Genomic DNA, 14818 nt, shown 5'->3' on the forward strand with positions numbered 1-14818 from the left:
CAGCACGTGTACGAGGAGGCCCGCTAAATGGCTCGGCGATACGACACCAACGACGCGACCGACCGCACGACCGGTCTGCGCGAGGCCGCGTCCGCAGTGCGCCGGGGCGAGCTCGTGGTGCTGCCGACCGACACGGTGTACGGCATCGGCGCCGACGCGTTCAGCTCGGAGGCCGTCGGCGACCTGCTGCAGGCCAAGGGCCGCGGCCGCAACATGCCCAGCCCCGTCCTCATCGGCTCCCCGAACACCCTGCACGGCCTGGTCACCGACTTCTCGGAGATGGCCTGGGAACTGGTCGACGCGTTCTGGCCGGGCGCGCTGACGCTGGTCGCCCGCCACCAGCCGTCGCTCCAGTGGGACCTCGGCGACACCCGCGGCACCGTCGCGGTGCGCATGCCGCTGCACCCCGTGGCCATCGAACTGCTCACCGAGGTCGGCCCGATGGCCGTCTCCTCCGCCAACCTCAGCGGCCACCCGGCCCCGGAGGACTGCGACGCCGCCCAGGAGATGCTCGGCGACTCCGTCTCCGTCTACCTGGACGGCGGGCCCACCCCGGGCAACGTGCCGTCGTCCATCGTCGACGTCACCCGCCCGGTGCCGGTGCTGCTGCGCGAGGGCGCCCTCTCGCCCGACGAACTGCGCAAGGTGGTACCCGACCTCGAGGTGGCGAATTGACGGCCCCTGAGGCGGGGCGTGGCATAGGCAACGGGGAACGGGCCGCGGAGATCACCACCACCTTCGTAGGGCTCCCGCGCGACACCTTCCGCATCCTCCACGTCAGCACCGGGAACGTGTGCCGCTCGCCCATCACCGAGCGGCTGACCCGGCATTTCGTGCACCAGCGCCTCGGCGTCCTGGGCGGCGGGCTGATCGTCGAGAGCGCCGGCACCTGGGGTCACGAGGGCGCGCCGATGGAGGCCCACGCGGAGACCGTGCTGGGGGAGTACGGCGCGGACGCCTCCGGATTCACGGGCCGGGAGCTGCTCGACGAGCACGTCATCCGCGCCGACCTCGTGCTGACCGCGACCCGCGACCACCGCGCCCAGGTCATCTCCATGGGCCACTCGGCGGGGCTGCGCACCTTCACGCTCAAGGAGTTCACCCGCCTGGTCGACGCGATCGACCCGGCGACCCTGCCGCCCCTGGAGGACGGGCTGGTCATGCGCGCCCGCGCCCTGGTCCGCGCCGCCGCCGCCCTGCGCGGCTGGCTCCTTGCGCCCACGGCCGAGGCGGACGAGGTCCACGACCCGTACGGCGCCCCGCTGTCCTTCTTCCGCTCCATCGGCGACGAGATACACCAGGCGCTGGACCCGGTGGTGACGGCGCTGACCGGAGTGCCCGCACGGACCTGAGCGGCCCGTGACGCCCGCGGGACGGGTGCAAGAACGCGGGCGCACCGGGACAGGCGGGCCTACATTGGTCGTACGTCAGTGCCGACGTCCGGGAGTCCACGATGACGGTCACCCATGCGCTCGAGGCCGATGTCCTGCGCCGGCAGGACCCCGAGCTCGCCGAGGTGCTGCTCGGCGAGCGCGAGCGGCAGGCGGCCACGCTGCAGCTGATCGCCGCCGAGAACTTCATGTCACCGGCCGTGCTGGCCGCCCTCGGCTCGCCGCTGGCCAACAAGTACGCCGAGGGCTACCCGGGCAACCGCCACCACGGCGGCTGCGAGATCGTCGACGTCGCCGAGCGCCTCGCCGTGGACCGTGCCAAGGCGCTGTTCGGCGCCGCCCACGCCAACGTGCAGGCGCACTCCGGCTCCTCCGCCGTACTCGCCGCGTACGCCGCGCTGCTGCGTCCCGGCGACACCGTCCTCGCCCTCGGCCTGCCCTACGGCGGTCACCTCACCCACGGCTCTCCGGTGAACTTCTCCGGCCGCTGGTTCGACTTCGTCGGCTACGGGGTGGACGCGGAGAGCGGCCTGATCGACCACGATCAGGTGCGCGCCCTCGCCCGCGCCCACCGCCCCAAGGCGATCGTGTGCGGCTCCATCGCCTACCCCCGCCACATCGACTACGCGTTCTTCCGCGAGGTCGCCGACGACGTGGGCGCCTACCTCATCGCGGACGCGGCGCACCCGATGGGGCTGATCGCCGGCGGAGCGGCGCCCAGCCCGGTGCCGTACGCGGACGTCGTGTGCGCGACCACGCACAAGGTGCTGCGGGGGCCGCGCGGCGGGATGATCCTCTGCGGCGAGGAGCTGGCCGAGCGCGTGGACCGGGCGGTGTTCCCCTTCACCCAGGGCGGCGCGCAGATGAACACCATCGCCGCGAAGGCGGTCGCCTTCGGCGAGGCGGCGACCCCGGCGTTCGCCGCGTACGCCCACCAGGTGGTGACCAACGCGCGGGCGCTGGCCGCCGCGCTCACCGCCGAGGGGCTGGTGGTCACCACCGGCGGCACCGACACCCACCTGATCACCGCCGACCCTGCCCCGCTCGGCGTCGACGGACGCACCGCGCGGGGCCGGCTCGCGGCGGCGGGCCTGGTCCTGGACTGCTGCGCCCTGCCGCACGACGACGACCGCGGGCTGCGCCTGGGCACGGCGGCGGTCACCACACAGGGCATGGGCACCCGGGAGATGACGCTGGTCGCCGGGCTGCTGGCGAGCGTGCTGCGCGGCGGTACGGATCCGGCGCGGGCCCGGGAGGACGTGCGGGAGCTGGTGGCGGCCTTCCCGCCGTACCCCCGCTGAGCGGGGCCGGACGGGGGGGGAGCGGCCGCGGGCACGGCCGTCCGTGCAACCATCGTCGGTACCCGGAAGTCCCCACTCTTATGCGCCCCTCGCTAGGGTGTGGGGCTGTGAAGGCCAGCGAGATCTGTGGGGAAGCCCGTGCGTGAATACCTGCTGACGCTCTGCATCACGGCCGCGGTGACGTACCTCCTGACCGGGCCGGTGCGGAAGTTCGCGATCGTGGCGGGGGCGATGCCGGAGATCCGGGCACGTGACGTGCACCGGGAGCCCACTCCGCGGCTCGGCGGGATCGCGATGTTCTTCGGCCTGTGCGCGGGCCTGCTGGTCGCCGACCACCTCACCAACCTCGACCAGCTCTTCGAGAACTCCAACGAGCCACGCGCGCTGCTCTCCGGGGCCGCGCTGATCTGGCTGATCGGTGTGCTGGACGACAAGTTCGAGATCGACGCCCTGATCAAGCTGGGCGGGCAGATGATCGCCGCCGGCGTGATGGTCATGCAGGGTCTGACGATCCTGTGGCTGCCGATCCCGGGTGTCGGCTCGGTCGCGCTCACCCAGTGGCAGGGCACGCTCCTCACCGTCGCCCTGGTCGTCATCACCATCAACGCGGTCAACTTCGTGGACGGGCTGGACGGTCTCGCGGCCGGCATGGTGTGCATCGCGGCGGCCGCGTTCTTCCTGTACGCCTACCGCATCTGGTACTCGTACGGCATCGAGGCGGCCGCCCCGGCGACGCTGTTCGCGGCGATCCTGATGGGCATGTGCCTGGGCTTCCTGCCGCACAACATGCACCCGGCGCGGATCTTCATGGGTGACTCCGGCTCGATGCTGATCGGCCTGGTGCTGGCGGCCGGCGCGATCTCCGTGACCGGGCAGGTGGACCCGGACGCGCTGAAGCTGTTCGCCGGTTCGGAGAAGGAGGCCGTGCACCAGACGGTGCCGGTCTACATCCCGCTGCTGCTGCCGCTGACCATCATCGCGGTGCCGGCCGCCGACCTGATCCTGGCGATCGTCCGGCGCACCTGGCGCGGTCAGTCGCCGTTCGCCGCGGACCGCGGGCACCTGCACCACCGGCTGCTGGAGATCGGCCACTCGCACAGCCGCGCGGTGCTGATCATGTACTTCTGGTCGGCGCTGATCGCCTTCGGCGCACTGACCTACTCGGTGAACTCGGCGTCGATGTGGATCGTGCTGAGTGTGGTGATCCTCTCCACCCTCGGGCTGGTACTGCTTCTGCTGCCCCGCTTCACCCCGCGTGCCCCGCGCTGGGCGGAGGCCTTCGTGCCGCCGCGCTACCGGCGCAGGAGGACGGCCGCGGCCGAGGGGGGCGAGGACGCCCCGCAGCCGGGCGGGGAGCCCGTCCAGGGCCCGGAGGAGGCCTCCGAGGCCCGTACTCCGGTGCCGGCGGGTGTCGCCGGTGTCAACGGCGCGAGTGCCGTGGGGCCCCGCGCACGCCTGGCCGACCGATCACGGTCAAGGTAAGAATTCGACTAGAGCATTGCCAAGTCGTGGTGCTTCGATGGGGCGAAGTTGGGGCCACGAACCGCCCCAATATCAGACATTCGGCCGTCTGTCGCGCTCAGACGCGCAGGCTGCCCCTCATGTGTGACTCCAAGCACACCTTTCAGGTAAAGACTGCATCAAATAGTTTGTGATACCGTTCACGAGAACCCCGGAGAGAGCCGACGAGCCGCCCTGTGACGGCTCACCGGTGCGGTGAATTCGCACCCGGCCCGGGGGTTTACGCTCGTCCATGACGACACACTGCCCCCTGTGAATTGCGGAGTTGCCGCCATGCCGTCCAATGACGTCCGGATCCTGGCCCAGGCCGCCGTGCCCACGGCTGCCGTCGGTGCTGTCGCCGCCGTCATCAGTGCTGTGGTGGCCGGCGGCAAGGGGGCGGTCGGAGCCGTCGTCGCGACCGTGGTGGCGATGCTCTTCATGGGGATCGGTCTCTACGTCCTGCAGCGCACCGCCAAATCGCTTCCGCATCTTTTCCAGGCGATGGGCCTGATGCTCTACGCGGCACAGATCCTGCTGCTGTTCGTCTTCCTCGCCGTCTTCAAGAACACGACGCTGTTCAACCCCCGGGCCTTCGCGATCACCTTGGTCGCCGTCACGCTGGCATGGATCGCGGCGCAGACGCGGGCCCACATGAAGTCCAAGATTCTCTACGTCGAACCCGAGTCGACGACGGACACGAAGTCCGAAAAATCGGGGCACTCGTCGTGACGGGTAGGGGCGGGATAAAGAGGCCGGCAAGACCCTGCTATCGTCCGGTGCCAACTGCGGCATCGCGGGCGCGGGCATCTCTGCTGACGCCTGCTCAATCGCGAGGCGAGATGCCCCCCAGCCGCCCCCACATCCGTAACACCAGTCCCGTGCCGAACCGCGGCTCAGCGCCGCGCCGACACAACGAGGTTGCCGTACCTATGCGCCACGCTGAAGGAGCCCGCGGTGAGTGCTGACCCGACGCAGGTGCTCGCCTTCGAGACCGACTGCCACATCTTCGACGGCTGTGGCTTCCCGGCTCCCGGCCTGCACTCGTTCCTGTTCGAGCCCCTCTGGGGCGACGCGGACAGCAACCTGTACTTCAACAAGCCGATGCTGCTGGCCCTGCTCGGCTCGCTCGTCATCATCGGCTTCTTCTGGGCCGCCTTCCGTAAGCCGAAGGTCGTCCCGGGCAAGCTGCAGATGGTCGCCGAGGCCGGATACGACTTCATCCGGCGCGGCGTCGTGTACGAGACCATCGGCAAGAAGGAAGGGGAGAAGTACGTTCCGCTGATCGTCTCCCTCTTCTTCTTCATCTGGATGATGAACCTCTGGTCGATCATCCCGGTCGCCCAGTTCCCGGTCACCTCGATCATCGCCTACCCGGCGGTACTCGCGGCCGTCGTGTACATCCTGTGGGTCTCGCTGACGTTCAAGCGGCACGGCTTCGTCGGCTTCTTCAAGAACGTCACGGGTTACGACAAGTCGCTCGGCCCGGTGCTGCCGCTGGCCATGCTCATCGAGTTCTTCTCGAACCTGCTGGTGCGGCCCTTCACGCACGCCGTGCGTCTCTTCGCGAACATGTTCGCGGGCCACACCCTGCTGCTGCTCTTCACGATCGCCAGCTGGTACCTGCTGAACGGCGTCGGCATCGCCTACGCGGGCGTCAGCTTCATCATGACGATCGTGATGACGGCCTTCGAACTTTTCATCCAGGCCCTTCAGGCGTACGTCTTCGTGCTCCTCACGTGCACGTACATCCAGGGCGCGCTCGCCGAGCACCACTGAGCGCACCCCCGCACCACCACCCCCTGATCGTCCGGTGGCCAACCCCCACCGGTCCGTAAAGAAAAGGAAGAACTGGCATGTCCCAGACCCTTGCCGCTGTTTCCGGCTCGCTCGGCTCCATCGGTTACGGCCTCGCTGCCATCGGCCCCGGCGTCGGCGTCGGCATCATCTTCGGTAACGGCACCCAGGCCCTCGCCCGCCAGCCCGAGGCAGCCGGCCTGATCCGCGCCAACCAGATCCTGGGCTTCGCGTTCTGTGAGGCGCTCGCCCTGATCGGTCTGGTCATGCCGTTCGTCTACGGCAAGTAATCGCGGATCAACTTCCCGCCGACTAGACGAAAGGCAAACCCATGAGCCCGATGCTCACGATCGCGGCCGAGGAGATGGAAAATCCCCTCGTCCCGCCGATCCCCGAGCTCGTCATCGGCCTGATCGCCTTCGTCATCGTCTTCGGCTTCCTCGCCTGGAAGCTCCTCCCGAACATCAACAAGGTTCTGGAAGAGCGGCGCGAGGCCATCGAGGGCGGTATCGAGAAGGCTGAGGCCGCGCAGACCGAGGCCCAGAGCGTCCTCGAGCAGTACAAGGCCCAGCTCGCCGAGGCCCGGCACGAGGCCGCGCGTCTGCGCCAGGAGGCGCAGGAGCAGGGCGCCACGCTCATCGCCGAGATGCGCGCGGAAGGCCAGCGGCAGCGCGAGGAGATCGTCGCCGCCGGTCACGCCCAGATCGAGGCCGACCGCAAGGCCGCCGCGTCCGCGCTGCGCCAGGACGTCGGCAAGCTCGCCACCGAACTGGCCGGCAAGCTCGTCGGCGAGTCCCTCGAGGACCACGCCCGGCAGAGCCGCGTGATCGACCGCTTCCTCGACGAGCTCGACCAGAAGGCCGAGGCCGCACGATGAACGGAGCGAGCCGCGACGCCCTGGCAGCCGCACGCGAGCGTCTCGACGCGCTGACGGACTCCACGTCCACGGACGCCGGCTCGCTCGCCGGTGAGCTGGCCGCCGTCACCGCGCTGCTCCACCGCGAGGTGTCGCTGCGTCGGGTCCTCACCGACCCGGCGCAGGCCGGTGACGCCAAGGCCGACCTGGCCCGGCGCCTCCTCGGCTCGCAGGTCAGCGGTCCGGCCGCCGACCTGGTGGCCGGCATGGTGCGCACCCGCTGGTCGCAGTCCCGCGACCTGGTGGACGCACTGGAGGAGCTGGCGAACACCGCCGACCTCACCGCCGCCCAGAAGGCCGGTGCGCTCGACAACGTCGAGGACGAGCTGTTCCGGTTCGGCCGGATCGTCTCCTCCAGCACCGAGCTGCGCGCCGCGCTCACCAACCGCAGCGCGCCCGCCTCCTCCAAGAGCGAGCTGCTGCGCAGCCTGCTCGGCGGCAGGGCGAACGCGGCCACCGAGCGTCTGGTGACGCGACTGGTGACCGCGCCGCGTGGACGTAGCCTGGAGACGGGACTCGAGTCCCTGTCCAAGCTCGCCGCCGACCGCCGGGACCGCATGGTGGCCGTCGTCACCTCCGCGGTACCGCTGAGCGACGGCCAGAAGCAGCGCCTGGGCGACGCCCTCGCGAAGCTCTACGGCCGGCGGATGCACCTCAACCTCGACGTCGACCCCTCGGTCGTCGGCGGGATCCGGGTGCAGGTCGGTGACGAGGTCATCAACGGCTCCCTGTCGGACCGGCTCGAGGACGCGAGCCGCCGGCTGGCGAGCTAGGCACCACATTCTTCATAAGCAGTAAGCAGTACGCACTTACGGCCCTGGTTGGGCCGTGAAGAGGATTCACCTCATATTGGGGGGAGTCCCCATACCCCCCAAGTGAAACTTCGGGCCCAACAAGGAGAGCAGGGAACTCAGATGGCGGAGCTCACGATCCGGCCGGAGGAGATCCGGGACGCGCTGGAGAACTTCGTCCAGTCGTACAAGCCGGACGCGGCCTCGCGCGAGGAGGTCGGTACGGTCACCCTGGCCGGTGACGGCATCGCGAAGGTCGAGGGCCTGCCCTCGGCCATGGCCAACGAGCTGCTGAAGTTCGAGGACGGCACCCTCGGCCTCGCCCTCAACCTCGAGGAGCGCGAGATCGGTGCCATCGTCCTCGGTGAGTTCAGCGGCATCGAGGAGGGCCAGCCGGTCACCCGCACCGGCGAGGTGCTGTCCGTCGCCGTCGGCGAGGGCTACCTCGGCCGTGTGGTCGACCCGCTCGGCAACCCGATCGACGGCCTCGGCGAGATCGAGACCGAGGGCCGCCGCGCCCTCGAACTGCAGGCCCCCACGGTCATGCAGCGCAAGTCGGTGCACGAGCCGATGGAGACGGGCTACAAGGCCGTCGACGCCATGACCCCGATCGGCCGTGGTCAGCGTCAGCTGATCATCGGCGACCGCCAGACCGGCAAGACCGCGCTGGCCGTCGACACGATCATCAACCAGCGTGACAACTGGCGCTCCGGCGACCCGAAGAAGCAGGTCCGCTGCATCTACGTCGCCATCGGCCAGAAGGGCTCCACCATCGCGTCGGTCCGCCGCGCGCTGGAGGAGAACGGCGCGCTGGAGTACACGACCATCGTCGCCGCCCCGGCGTCCGACCCGGCCGGCTTCAAGTACCTGGCGCCGTACACCGGCTCGGCCATCGGCCAGCAGTGGATGTACGAGGGCAAGCACGTCCTGATCATCTTCGACGACCTGTCGAAGCAGGCCGACGCCTACCGCGCCGTGTCGCTGCTGCTGCGCCGCCCGCCGGGCCGTGAGGCCTACCCGGGTGACGTCTTCTACCTGCACTCCCGTCTGCTGGAGCGCTGCGCGAAGCTCTCCGACGAGATGGGTGCCGGTTCGATGACCGGTCTGCCGATCGTCGAGACCAAGGCCAACGACGTCTCGGCGTTCATCCCGACCAACGTCATCTCCATCACCGACGGCCAGTGCTTCCTGGAGTCGGACCTGTTCAACGCCGGTCAGCGCCCCGCGCTGAACGTCGGTATCTCCGTCTCCCGAGTCGGTGGTTCCGCGCAGCACAAGGCGATGAAGCAGGTCTCCGGCCGTCTGCGCGTGGACCTCGCCCAGTTCCGTGAGCTGGAGGCGTTCGCCGCCTTCGGTTCCGACCTGGACGCCGCGTCGAAGGCGCAGCTGGAGCGCGGTCAGCGCATGGTCGAGCTGCTGAAGCAGGACCAGTACCAGCCGATGTCGACCGAGGACCAAGTCGTCTCCGTCTGGGCCGGCACCACCGGCAAGATGGACGAGGTGCCGGTCGCCGACATCCGCCGCTTCGAGAAGGAGCTCCTGGAGTACCTGCACCGCAAGGAGCAGGGCCTCATGACCTCCATCCGCGAGGGCGGCAAGATGTCGGACGACACCCTGCAGGCCGTGGCCGACGCGATCGCCGAGTTCAAGAAGCAGTTCGAGACGAGCGACGGCAAGCTGCTCGGCGAGGACGCCCCGTCCGCCGCCAAGTGACGTAAGGAAGGGACCTGACTCATGGGAGCTCAGCTCCGGGTCTACAAGCGTCGCATCCGATCCGTCACCGCGACCAAGAAGATCACCAAGGCGATGGAGATGATCGCCGCCTCGCGCGTCGTCAAGGCGCAGCGCAAGGTGGCGGCCTCCACGCCGTACGCGCAGGAACTCACCCGCGCGGTCACGGCGGTCGGAACCGGGTCGAACACCAAGCACCCGCTCACCACGGAGGCGGAGAACCCGACCCGTGCCGCGGTCCTGCTCCTCACGAGCGACCGCGGCCTGGCCGGCGCCTTCAACGCCAACGCCATCAAGGCGGCGGAGCAGCTGACCGAGCGCCTGGAGCGCGAGGGCAAGCAGGTCGACACGTACATCGTCGGCCGGCGCGGTGTGGCCCACTACAACTTCCGTGAGCGCACGATCGCGGAGACGTTCACCGGTTTCACCGACGAGCCCTCGTACGCGGACGCCAAGAAGGTCGCGGCCCCGCTGATCGAGGCGCTCCAGACGGAGACCGCGGACGGCGGCGTGGACGAACTCCACATCGTCTACACCGAGTTCGTGTCGATGATGACGCAGACGGCGGTCGGCTCCCGGCTGCTGCCGCTGCGCCTCGAGGAAGTGGCCCAGGAGAACGCCGTCAAGGGCGAGATCCTGCCGCTGTACGACTTCGAGCCCTCGGCGGAAGACGTCCTCGACGCGCTGCTGCCGCGGTACGTGGAGAGCCGCATCTACAACGCGCTGCTCCAGTCGGCCGCTTCGAAGCACGCCGCCACGCGGCGCGCGATGAAGTCGGCCACCGACAACGCGGGCGAGCTGATCAACACGCTCTCCCGTCTTGCCAACGCGGCCCGCCAGGCCGAAATCACCCAGGAAATCAGCGAGATCGTCGGTGGCGCCAGTGCCCTGGCCGACGCGACCGCGGGGAGTGACAACTAATGACCACCACTGTTGAGACCGCGACGGCTACGGGCCGCGTCGCCCGGGTCATCGGCCCGGTCGTCGACGTGGAGTTCCCCGTCGACGCCATGCCGGACATCTACAACGCCCTGCACGTCCAGGTCGCCGACCCGGCCAAGGAGGGCGAGCTCAAGACGCTGACCCTCGAGGTCGCGCAGCACCTGGGCGACGGCCTGGTCCGCACCATCTCCATGCAGCCCACCGACGGCCTGGTCCGCCAGGCCCCGGTGACCGACACCGGTGCCTCCATCTCCGTGCCGGTCGGTGACTTCACCACGGGCAAGGTGTTCAACACCCTCGGTGAGGTGCTGAACTCCGACGAGGAGTACACGGGCGAGCGCTGGCCGATCCACCGCAAGGCGCCGAACTTCGACGAGCTCGAGTCGAAGACCGAGATGTTCGAGACCGGCGTCAAGGTCATCGACCTTCTCACCCCGTACGTCAAGGGTGGAAAGATCGGCCTGTTCGGCGGTGCCGGCGTCGGCAAGACGGTGCTCATCCAGGAGATGATCTACCGCGTCGCCAACAACCACGACGGTGTGTCGGTGTTCGCCGGTGTCGGTGAGCGCACCCGTGAGGGCAACGACCTCATCGACGAGATGAGCGAGTCGGGCGTCATCGACAAGACCGCGCTGGTCTTCGGCCAGATGGACGAGCCCCCGGGCACCCGTCTGCGCGTGGCCCTGGCCGGCCTGACCATGGCGGAGTACTTCCGCGATGTGCAGAAGCAGGACGTGCTGTTCTTCATCGACAACATCTTCCGCTTCACCCAGGCCGGTTCCGAGGTGTCGACCCTGCTCGGCCGTATGCCCTCCGCGGTGGGCTACCAGCCGAACCTGGCCGACGAGATGGGTCTCCTCCAGGAGCGCATCACCTCGACCCGTGGTCACTCGATCACCTCGATGCAGGCGATCTACGTCCCCGCGGACGACCTGACCGACCCGGCCCCGGCCACCACCTTCGCCCACCTCGACGCGACGACGGTTCTCTCCCGTCCGATCTCCGAGAAGGGCATCTACCCGGCCGTGGACCCGCTGGACTCGACGTCCCGCATCCTCGACCCGCGGTACATCGCGGCGGACCACTACAACGCCGCGATGCGCGTGAAGAACATCCTGCAGAAGTACAAGGACCTGCAGGACATCATCGCGATCCTCGGTATCGACGAGCTCGGCGAGGAGGACAAGCTCGTCGTCCACCGTGCCCGTCGCGTGGAGCGCTTCCTGTCCCAGAACACCCACGTCGCCAAGCAGTTCACCGGCGTCGACGGGTCGGACGTCCCGCTGGACGAGTCGATCGCGGCCTTCAACGCGATCTGCGACGGCGAGTACGACCACTTCCCGGAGCAGGCGTTCTTCATGTGCGGTGGCATCGAGGACCTGAAGAAGAACGCGAAGGAGCTGGGCGTCTCCTGACCCCCGCGCTCTGACGTGAGCCGAACGGCTCACTGGTGAGGGGGCGGGCACGTCCCGTCCCCTCTGCCACGCCCACTAGACTTGTAACCAACACCCGGCACAACCGCCGGGTGGTGACCCGAGGAGCCACCTTGGCTGCTGAGCTGCACGTCGCGCTGGTCGCGGCCGACCGAGAGGTCTGGTCCGGCGAGGCCACCCTGGTCGTCGCGCGCACCACGTCCGGCGACATCGGCGTCATGCCCGGTCACCAGCCGCTGCTCGGTGTGCTGGAGTCGGGCCCGGTGACCATCCGCACGCCCGAGGGCGGCACGGTCGTCGCCGCGGTGCACGGCGGATTCATCTCGTTCGCGGACAACAAGCTGTCCCTGCTGGCCGAGATCGCCGAGCTGTCGGACGAGATCGACGTCCAGCGCGTGGAGCAGGAGCTCGCCCGCGCGAAGGCGGAGGACGACGCCGACGCCCAGCGCGCCGCGGACGTCCGTCTGCGGGCGGCGACGGCGGGGCGCTGATCCGTGGGGGCCCCTCCCAGGCCCTTCGGGGCACTGGGGGAGCGGTGAGATGACGTCATTCAGCCGCGGCCGGCACCGGAGCGATCCGGAGCCGGTCGCGGCTGAGGCAGATCTGGATGATTTTTCCGTTCCGTTACCTAGGAGACGAGGAGGTCGGTGTCGATGGTCCTCGCTCTGACTGTGTGCGGAATCGTCGTGGCTCTAGTGGTGGTGGGGCTCTTCGTCTTCGGCCTGCGGCGCCGCCTCATCCAGCGGTCCGGCGGCACCTTCGACTGCAGCCTGCGCTGGGACGCCCCCGAGAAGGGCGAAACCGGCGGCAAGGGCTGGGCCTACGGGGTGGCCCGCTACAACGGCGACCGGGTCGAGTGGTTCCGGGTCTTCTCCTACGCCCCCCGTCCCCGCCGTGTCCTGGAGCGCTCCGCGATCGAGGTGGCCGGCCGTCGCGTGCCCGAGGGCGAGGAGGAGCTGGCGCTGCTGTCGGACGCGGTGATCCTCGCCTGTCTGCACCGGGGGACGCGGCTGGAGCTTGCGATGAGCGAGGACGCGCTGACCGGATTCCTCGCCTGGCTGGAGGCGGCGCCCCCGGGGCAGAGGGTGAACGTCGCCTGATCGTCTGCTGAGGCACATCGCCCCCTCCTCCCGGCCGGGAGGAGGGGGCGATGGCTTGTGCCAGGTGCGCGTTACTTCAGTCCGGCGTCGACGGCGGAGGCCAGCTCACCGTTGCTGGTGTCGCCGCTGAACTCCCAGTAGAAGGCGCCGCCGAGACCCTGGGACTTGGCCCACGCCATCTTGGAGCTGATGGTGGCGGGGGTGTCGTAGGACCACCAGTTGGTGCCGCAGTGGGCGTACGCGGTGCCGGCGATCGTGCCGGTGGCCGGGCAGCTGTTCTTGAGGACCTTGTAGTCCTCGATGCCCGCCTCGTATGTGCCGGGCGCGGCGCCCGTCGCGGTGCCGCCGGGGGCGGACTGGGTGACGCCGGTCCAGCCGCGGCCGTAGAAGCCGATGCCGAGCAGCAGCTTCTTGGACGGGACGCCCTTCGCCTTCAGCTTGGCGATGGCGTCGGCGGAGTTGAAGCCGGCCTGCGGGATGCCCGCGTACGACGTGAGCGGCGAGTGCGGGGCCGTCGGGCCCTGCGCGTTGAAGGCGCCGAAGTAGTCGTAGGTCATCACGTTGTACCAGTCGAGGTACTGGGCGGCGCCGCCGTAGTCGGCCGCGTCGATCTTGCCGCCGTTGGAGCCGTCGGCGGTGATGGCCGCGGTCACCAGGTAGTTCTGGCCGAACTCGTTGCGCAGTGCCTGGGAGAGGTTCTTGAACGCCGCCGGGCCGGAGGTGTCACAGGTCAGGCCGCAGGCGTTGGGGTACTCCCAGTCGATGTCGATGCCGTCGAAGACGTCGGCCCAGCGCGGGTCCTCCACGACCTGCTTGCAGGACCGGGCGAACGCGGCGGGGTTCTGCGCGGCCTGGCCGAAGCCGCCGGAGTAGGTCCAGCCGCCGAAGGAGTACAGCACCTTGATGTGCGGGTACTTCGCCTTCAGCTGGCGCAGCTGGTTGAAGTTGCCGCGCAGCGGCTGGTCCCAGGTGTCGGCCTGGCCGCTGACCGACTGGTCGGCGGTGTAGGCCTTGTCGTAGGCGGCGTACGTGTCGTCGACGGTGCACTGCCCGTTCTTGACGTTGCCGAAGGCGTAGTTGATGTGCGTGATCTTCGAGGCGGTGCCCGAGGTCACCAGGTTCTTGACGTGGTAGTTGCGGCCGTAGACGCCCCACTCGGTGAAGTAGCCGAGCTTGACCTTGTCGCCGGTGGGCGGAGGCTCCTCGGTGCTGCCGGTGGTGCGGACCCGCACCGCGCCGCCGACCGGGCCGGTCTGGTCGGCGGTGTCCCGGGCCTGCACGGCGTAGGAGTAGTCCGTGCCCTTGGCCAGGCCGCTGTCCGTGTACGAGGTGCCGGTCACGGTGGCGACGCGGGAGCCGTCGCGCAGCACGTCGTAGTTCTTGACGCCCTTGTCGTCGGTGGCCGCGGACCAGGACAGGCGCACCGAGGTGTCGGTGACGTTCGAGGCGGTGGGGGTGCCGGGGGCGCTCGGCGGGTTGTCGCCGGGATTGGTGGTGCCGCCGTCACAGCTGCCGCCGTTGAGCTTGCAGTTGGCGGGGGAGCCGGAGCCGCTGCCGTTGAAGCCGAAGCTGATGGAGGCACCGGGGGCGAGCGTGCCGTTCCAGGACTTGTTCTTGGCGGTCCAGTGGGTGCCGGAGGAGGTGACGTCGGCGTCCCAGGCGGAGGTGACCGAGGTGCCGGAGGGGAAGTCCCACTCGACGGTCCAGGAGCTGAGGCTGGTGGTGCCGGTGTTCTTGACGGTCCACTTGCCCTCGAAGCCGGAGCCCCAGTCCTGGGTCTTGACGTAGGTCGCGGTCGCCGACGTCGCCGCCTGGGCGTTGCTCGCGAGGCCTACGAGGCCGGCGAAGGGGAGCACGAGGGTCGCGATCCCTGCCGCGACTCTGTGTCTGAAGCGCATGCCGCGCCTCCTTCTGGG

At 69.4% G+C, this 14818-nt stretch carries 15 protein-coding genes; 14 read left to right on the top strand and 1 reads right to left on the bottom strand.

The annotated features are described in order from the left end of the window. The first annotated feature begins 27 nt into the window (after positions 1-27). The 14 genes from ACIF8S_RS27210 to ACIF8S_RS27275 all read left to right on the top strand — a co-directional run bounded on the left by ACIF8S_RS27210 (position 28) and on the right by ACIF8S_RS27275 (position 12902). Positions 28-675, top strand: a complete 648-nt coding sequence (locus ACIF8S_RS27210) for an L-threonylcarbamoyladenylate synthase (RefSeq protein ID WP_215211536.1) — start codon at positions 28-30, stop codon at positions 673-675. Then, positions 672-1352, top strand: coding sequence for a protein-tyrosine-phosphatase (locus ACIF8S_RS27215; protein WP_400002460.1), 681 nt, complete (start codon positions 672-674; stop codon positions 1350-1352). Before ACIF8S_RS27210 ends, ACIF8S_RS27215 begins: the two co-directional genes overlap by 4 nt. Before the next feature lie 101 nt (positions 1353-1453). Continuing rightward, positions 1454-2692, top strand: coding sequence for a serine hydroxymethyltransferase (gene glyA, locus ACIF8S_RS27220; protein ID WP_400002462.1), 1239 nt, complete (start codon positions 1454-1456; stop codon positions 2690-2692). A gap of 138 nt (positions 2693-2830) precedes the next feature. After that, positions 2831-4174: an MraY family glycosyltransferase gene (locus tag ACIF8S_RS27225; protein WP_400002464.1), complete on the top strand. Its 1344-nt coding sequence runs from the start codon at positions 2831-2833 to the stop codon at positions 4172-4174. A gap of 312 nt (positions 4175-4486) precedes the next feature. Then, positions 4487-4924 (top strand): hypothetical protein, encoded by a 438-nt coding sequence (locus ACIF8S_RS27230; RefSeq protein ID WP_024884518.1) that lies wholly within the window; start codon positions 4487-4489, stop codon positions 4922-4924. Positions 4925-5149: 225 nt separating this feature from the next. After that, a complete protein-coding gene (atpB, locus tag ACIF8S_RS27235; RefSeq protein WP_024884519.1) occupies positions 5150-5971 on the top strand; it encodes a F0F1 ATP synthase subunit A in 822 nt (273 codons plus the stop codon). Between the two features lie 77 nt (positions 5972-6048). After that, positions 6049-6279: an ATP synthase F0 subunit C gene (gene atpE / locus ACIF8S_RS27240; RefSeq protein WP_024884520.1), complete on the top strand. Its 231-nt coding sequence runs from the start codon at positions 6049-6051 to the stop codon at positions 6277-6279. A 41-nt stretch (positions 6280-6320) separates the two neighbouring features. Next, positions 6321-6866, top strand: a complete 546-nt coding sequence (locus ACIF8S_RS27245) for a F0F1 ATP synthase subunit B (RefSeq protein WP_150152854.1) — start codon at positions 6321-6323, stop codon at positions 6864-6866. Next, a complete protein-coding gene (locus ACIF8S_RS27250; RefSeq protein WP_400002467.1) occupies positions 6863-7678 on the top strand; it encodes a F0F1 ATP synthase subunit delta in 816 nt (271 codons plus the stop codon). The genes ACIF8S_RS27245 and ACIF8S_RS27250 overlap by 4 nt, the downstream gene beginning before the upstream one ends. Positions 7679-7819: 141 nt before the next feature. After that, positions 7820-9409, top strand: coding sequence for a F0F1 ATP synthase subunit alpha (gene atpA, locus ACIF8S_RS27255; protein WP_359599103.1), 1590 nt, complete (start codon positions 7820-7822; stop codon positions 9407-9409). 21 nt (positions 9410-9430) lie between these two features. After that, positions 9431-10348, top strand: coding sequence for a F0F1 ATP synthase subunit gamma (locus tag ACIF8S_RS27260; RefSeq protein WP_400002469.1), 918 nt, complete (start codon positions 9431-9433; stop codon positions 10346-10348). Then, positions 10348-11784 carry a F0F1 ATP synthase subunit beta gene (gene atpD, locus ACIF8S_RS27265; RefSeq protein ID WP_145827378.1) on the top strand — a complete coding sequence of 479 codons (1437 nt, stop codon included), beginning with the start codon at positions 10348-10350 and terminating at the stop codon, positions 11782-11784. Before ACIF8S_RS27260 ends, atpD begins: the two co-directional genes overlap by 1 nt. A gap of 131 nt (positions 11785-11915) precedes the next feature. Beyond that, positions 11916-12293 (top strand): F0F1 ATP synthase subunit epsilon, encoded by a 378-nt coding sequence (locus ACIF8S_RS27270; protein ID WP_349791110.1) that lies wholly within the window; start codon positions 11916-11918, stop codon positions 12291-12293. 162 nt (positions 12294-12455) lie between these two features. After that, positions 12456-12902 carry a DUF2550 domain-containing protein gene (locus tag ACIF8S_RS27275; protein WP_349791109.1) on the top strand — a complete coding sequence of 149 codons (447 nt, stop codon included), beginning with the start codon at positions 12456-12458 and terminating at the stop codon, positions 12900-12902. Between the two features lie 71 nt (positions 12903-12973). Here ACIF8S_RS27275 and ACIF8S_RS27280 read toward each other — a convergent pair whose 3' ends face one another. Then, positions 12974-14800, bottom strand: a complete 1827-nt coding sequence (locus ACIF8S_RS27280) for a glycosyl hydrolase family 18 protein (RefSeq protein ID WP_400002471.1) — start codon at positions 14798-14800, stop codon at positions 12974-12976. Positions 14801-14818: the final 18 nt, after the last annotated feature.

The organism is Streptomyces sp. NPDC085937, from assembly GCF_044540535.1.
Classification (GTDB): Bacteria; Actinomycetota; Actinomycetes; order Streptomycetales; family Streptomycetaceae; genus Streptomyces.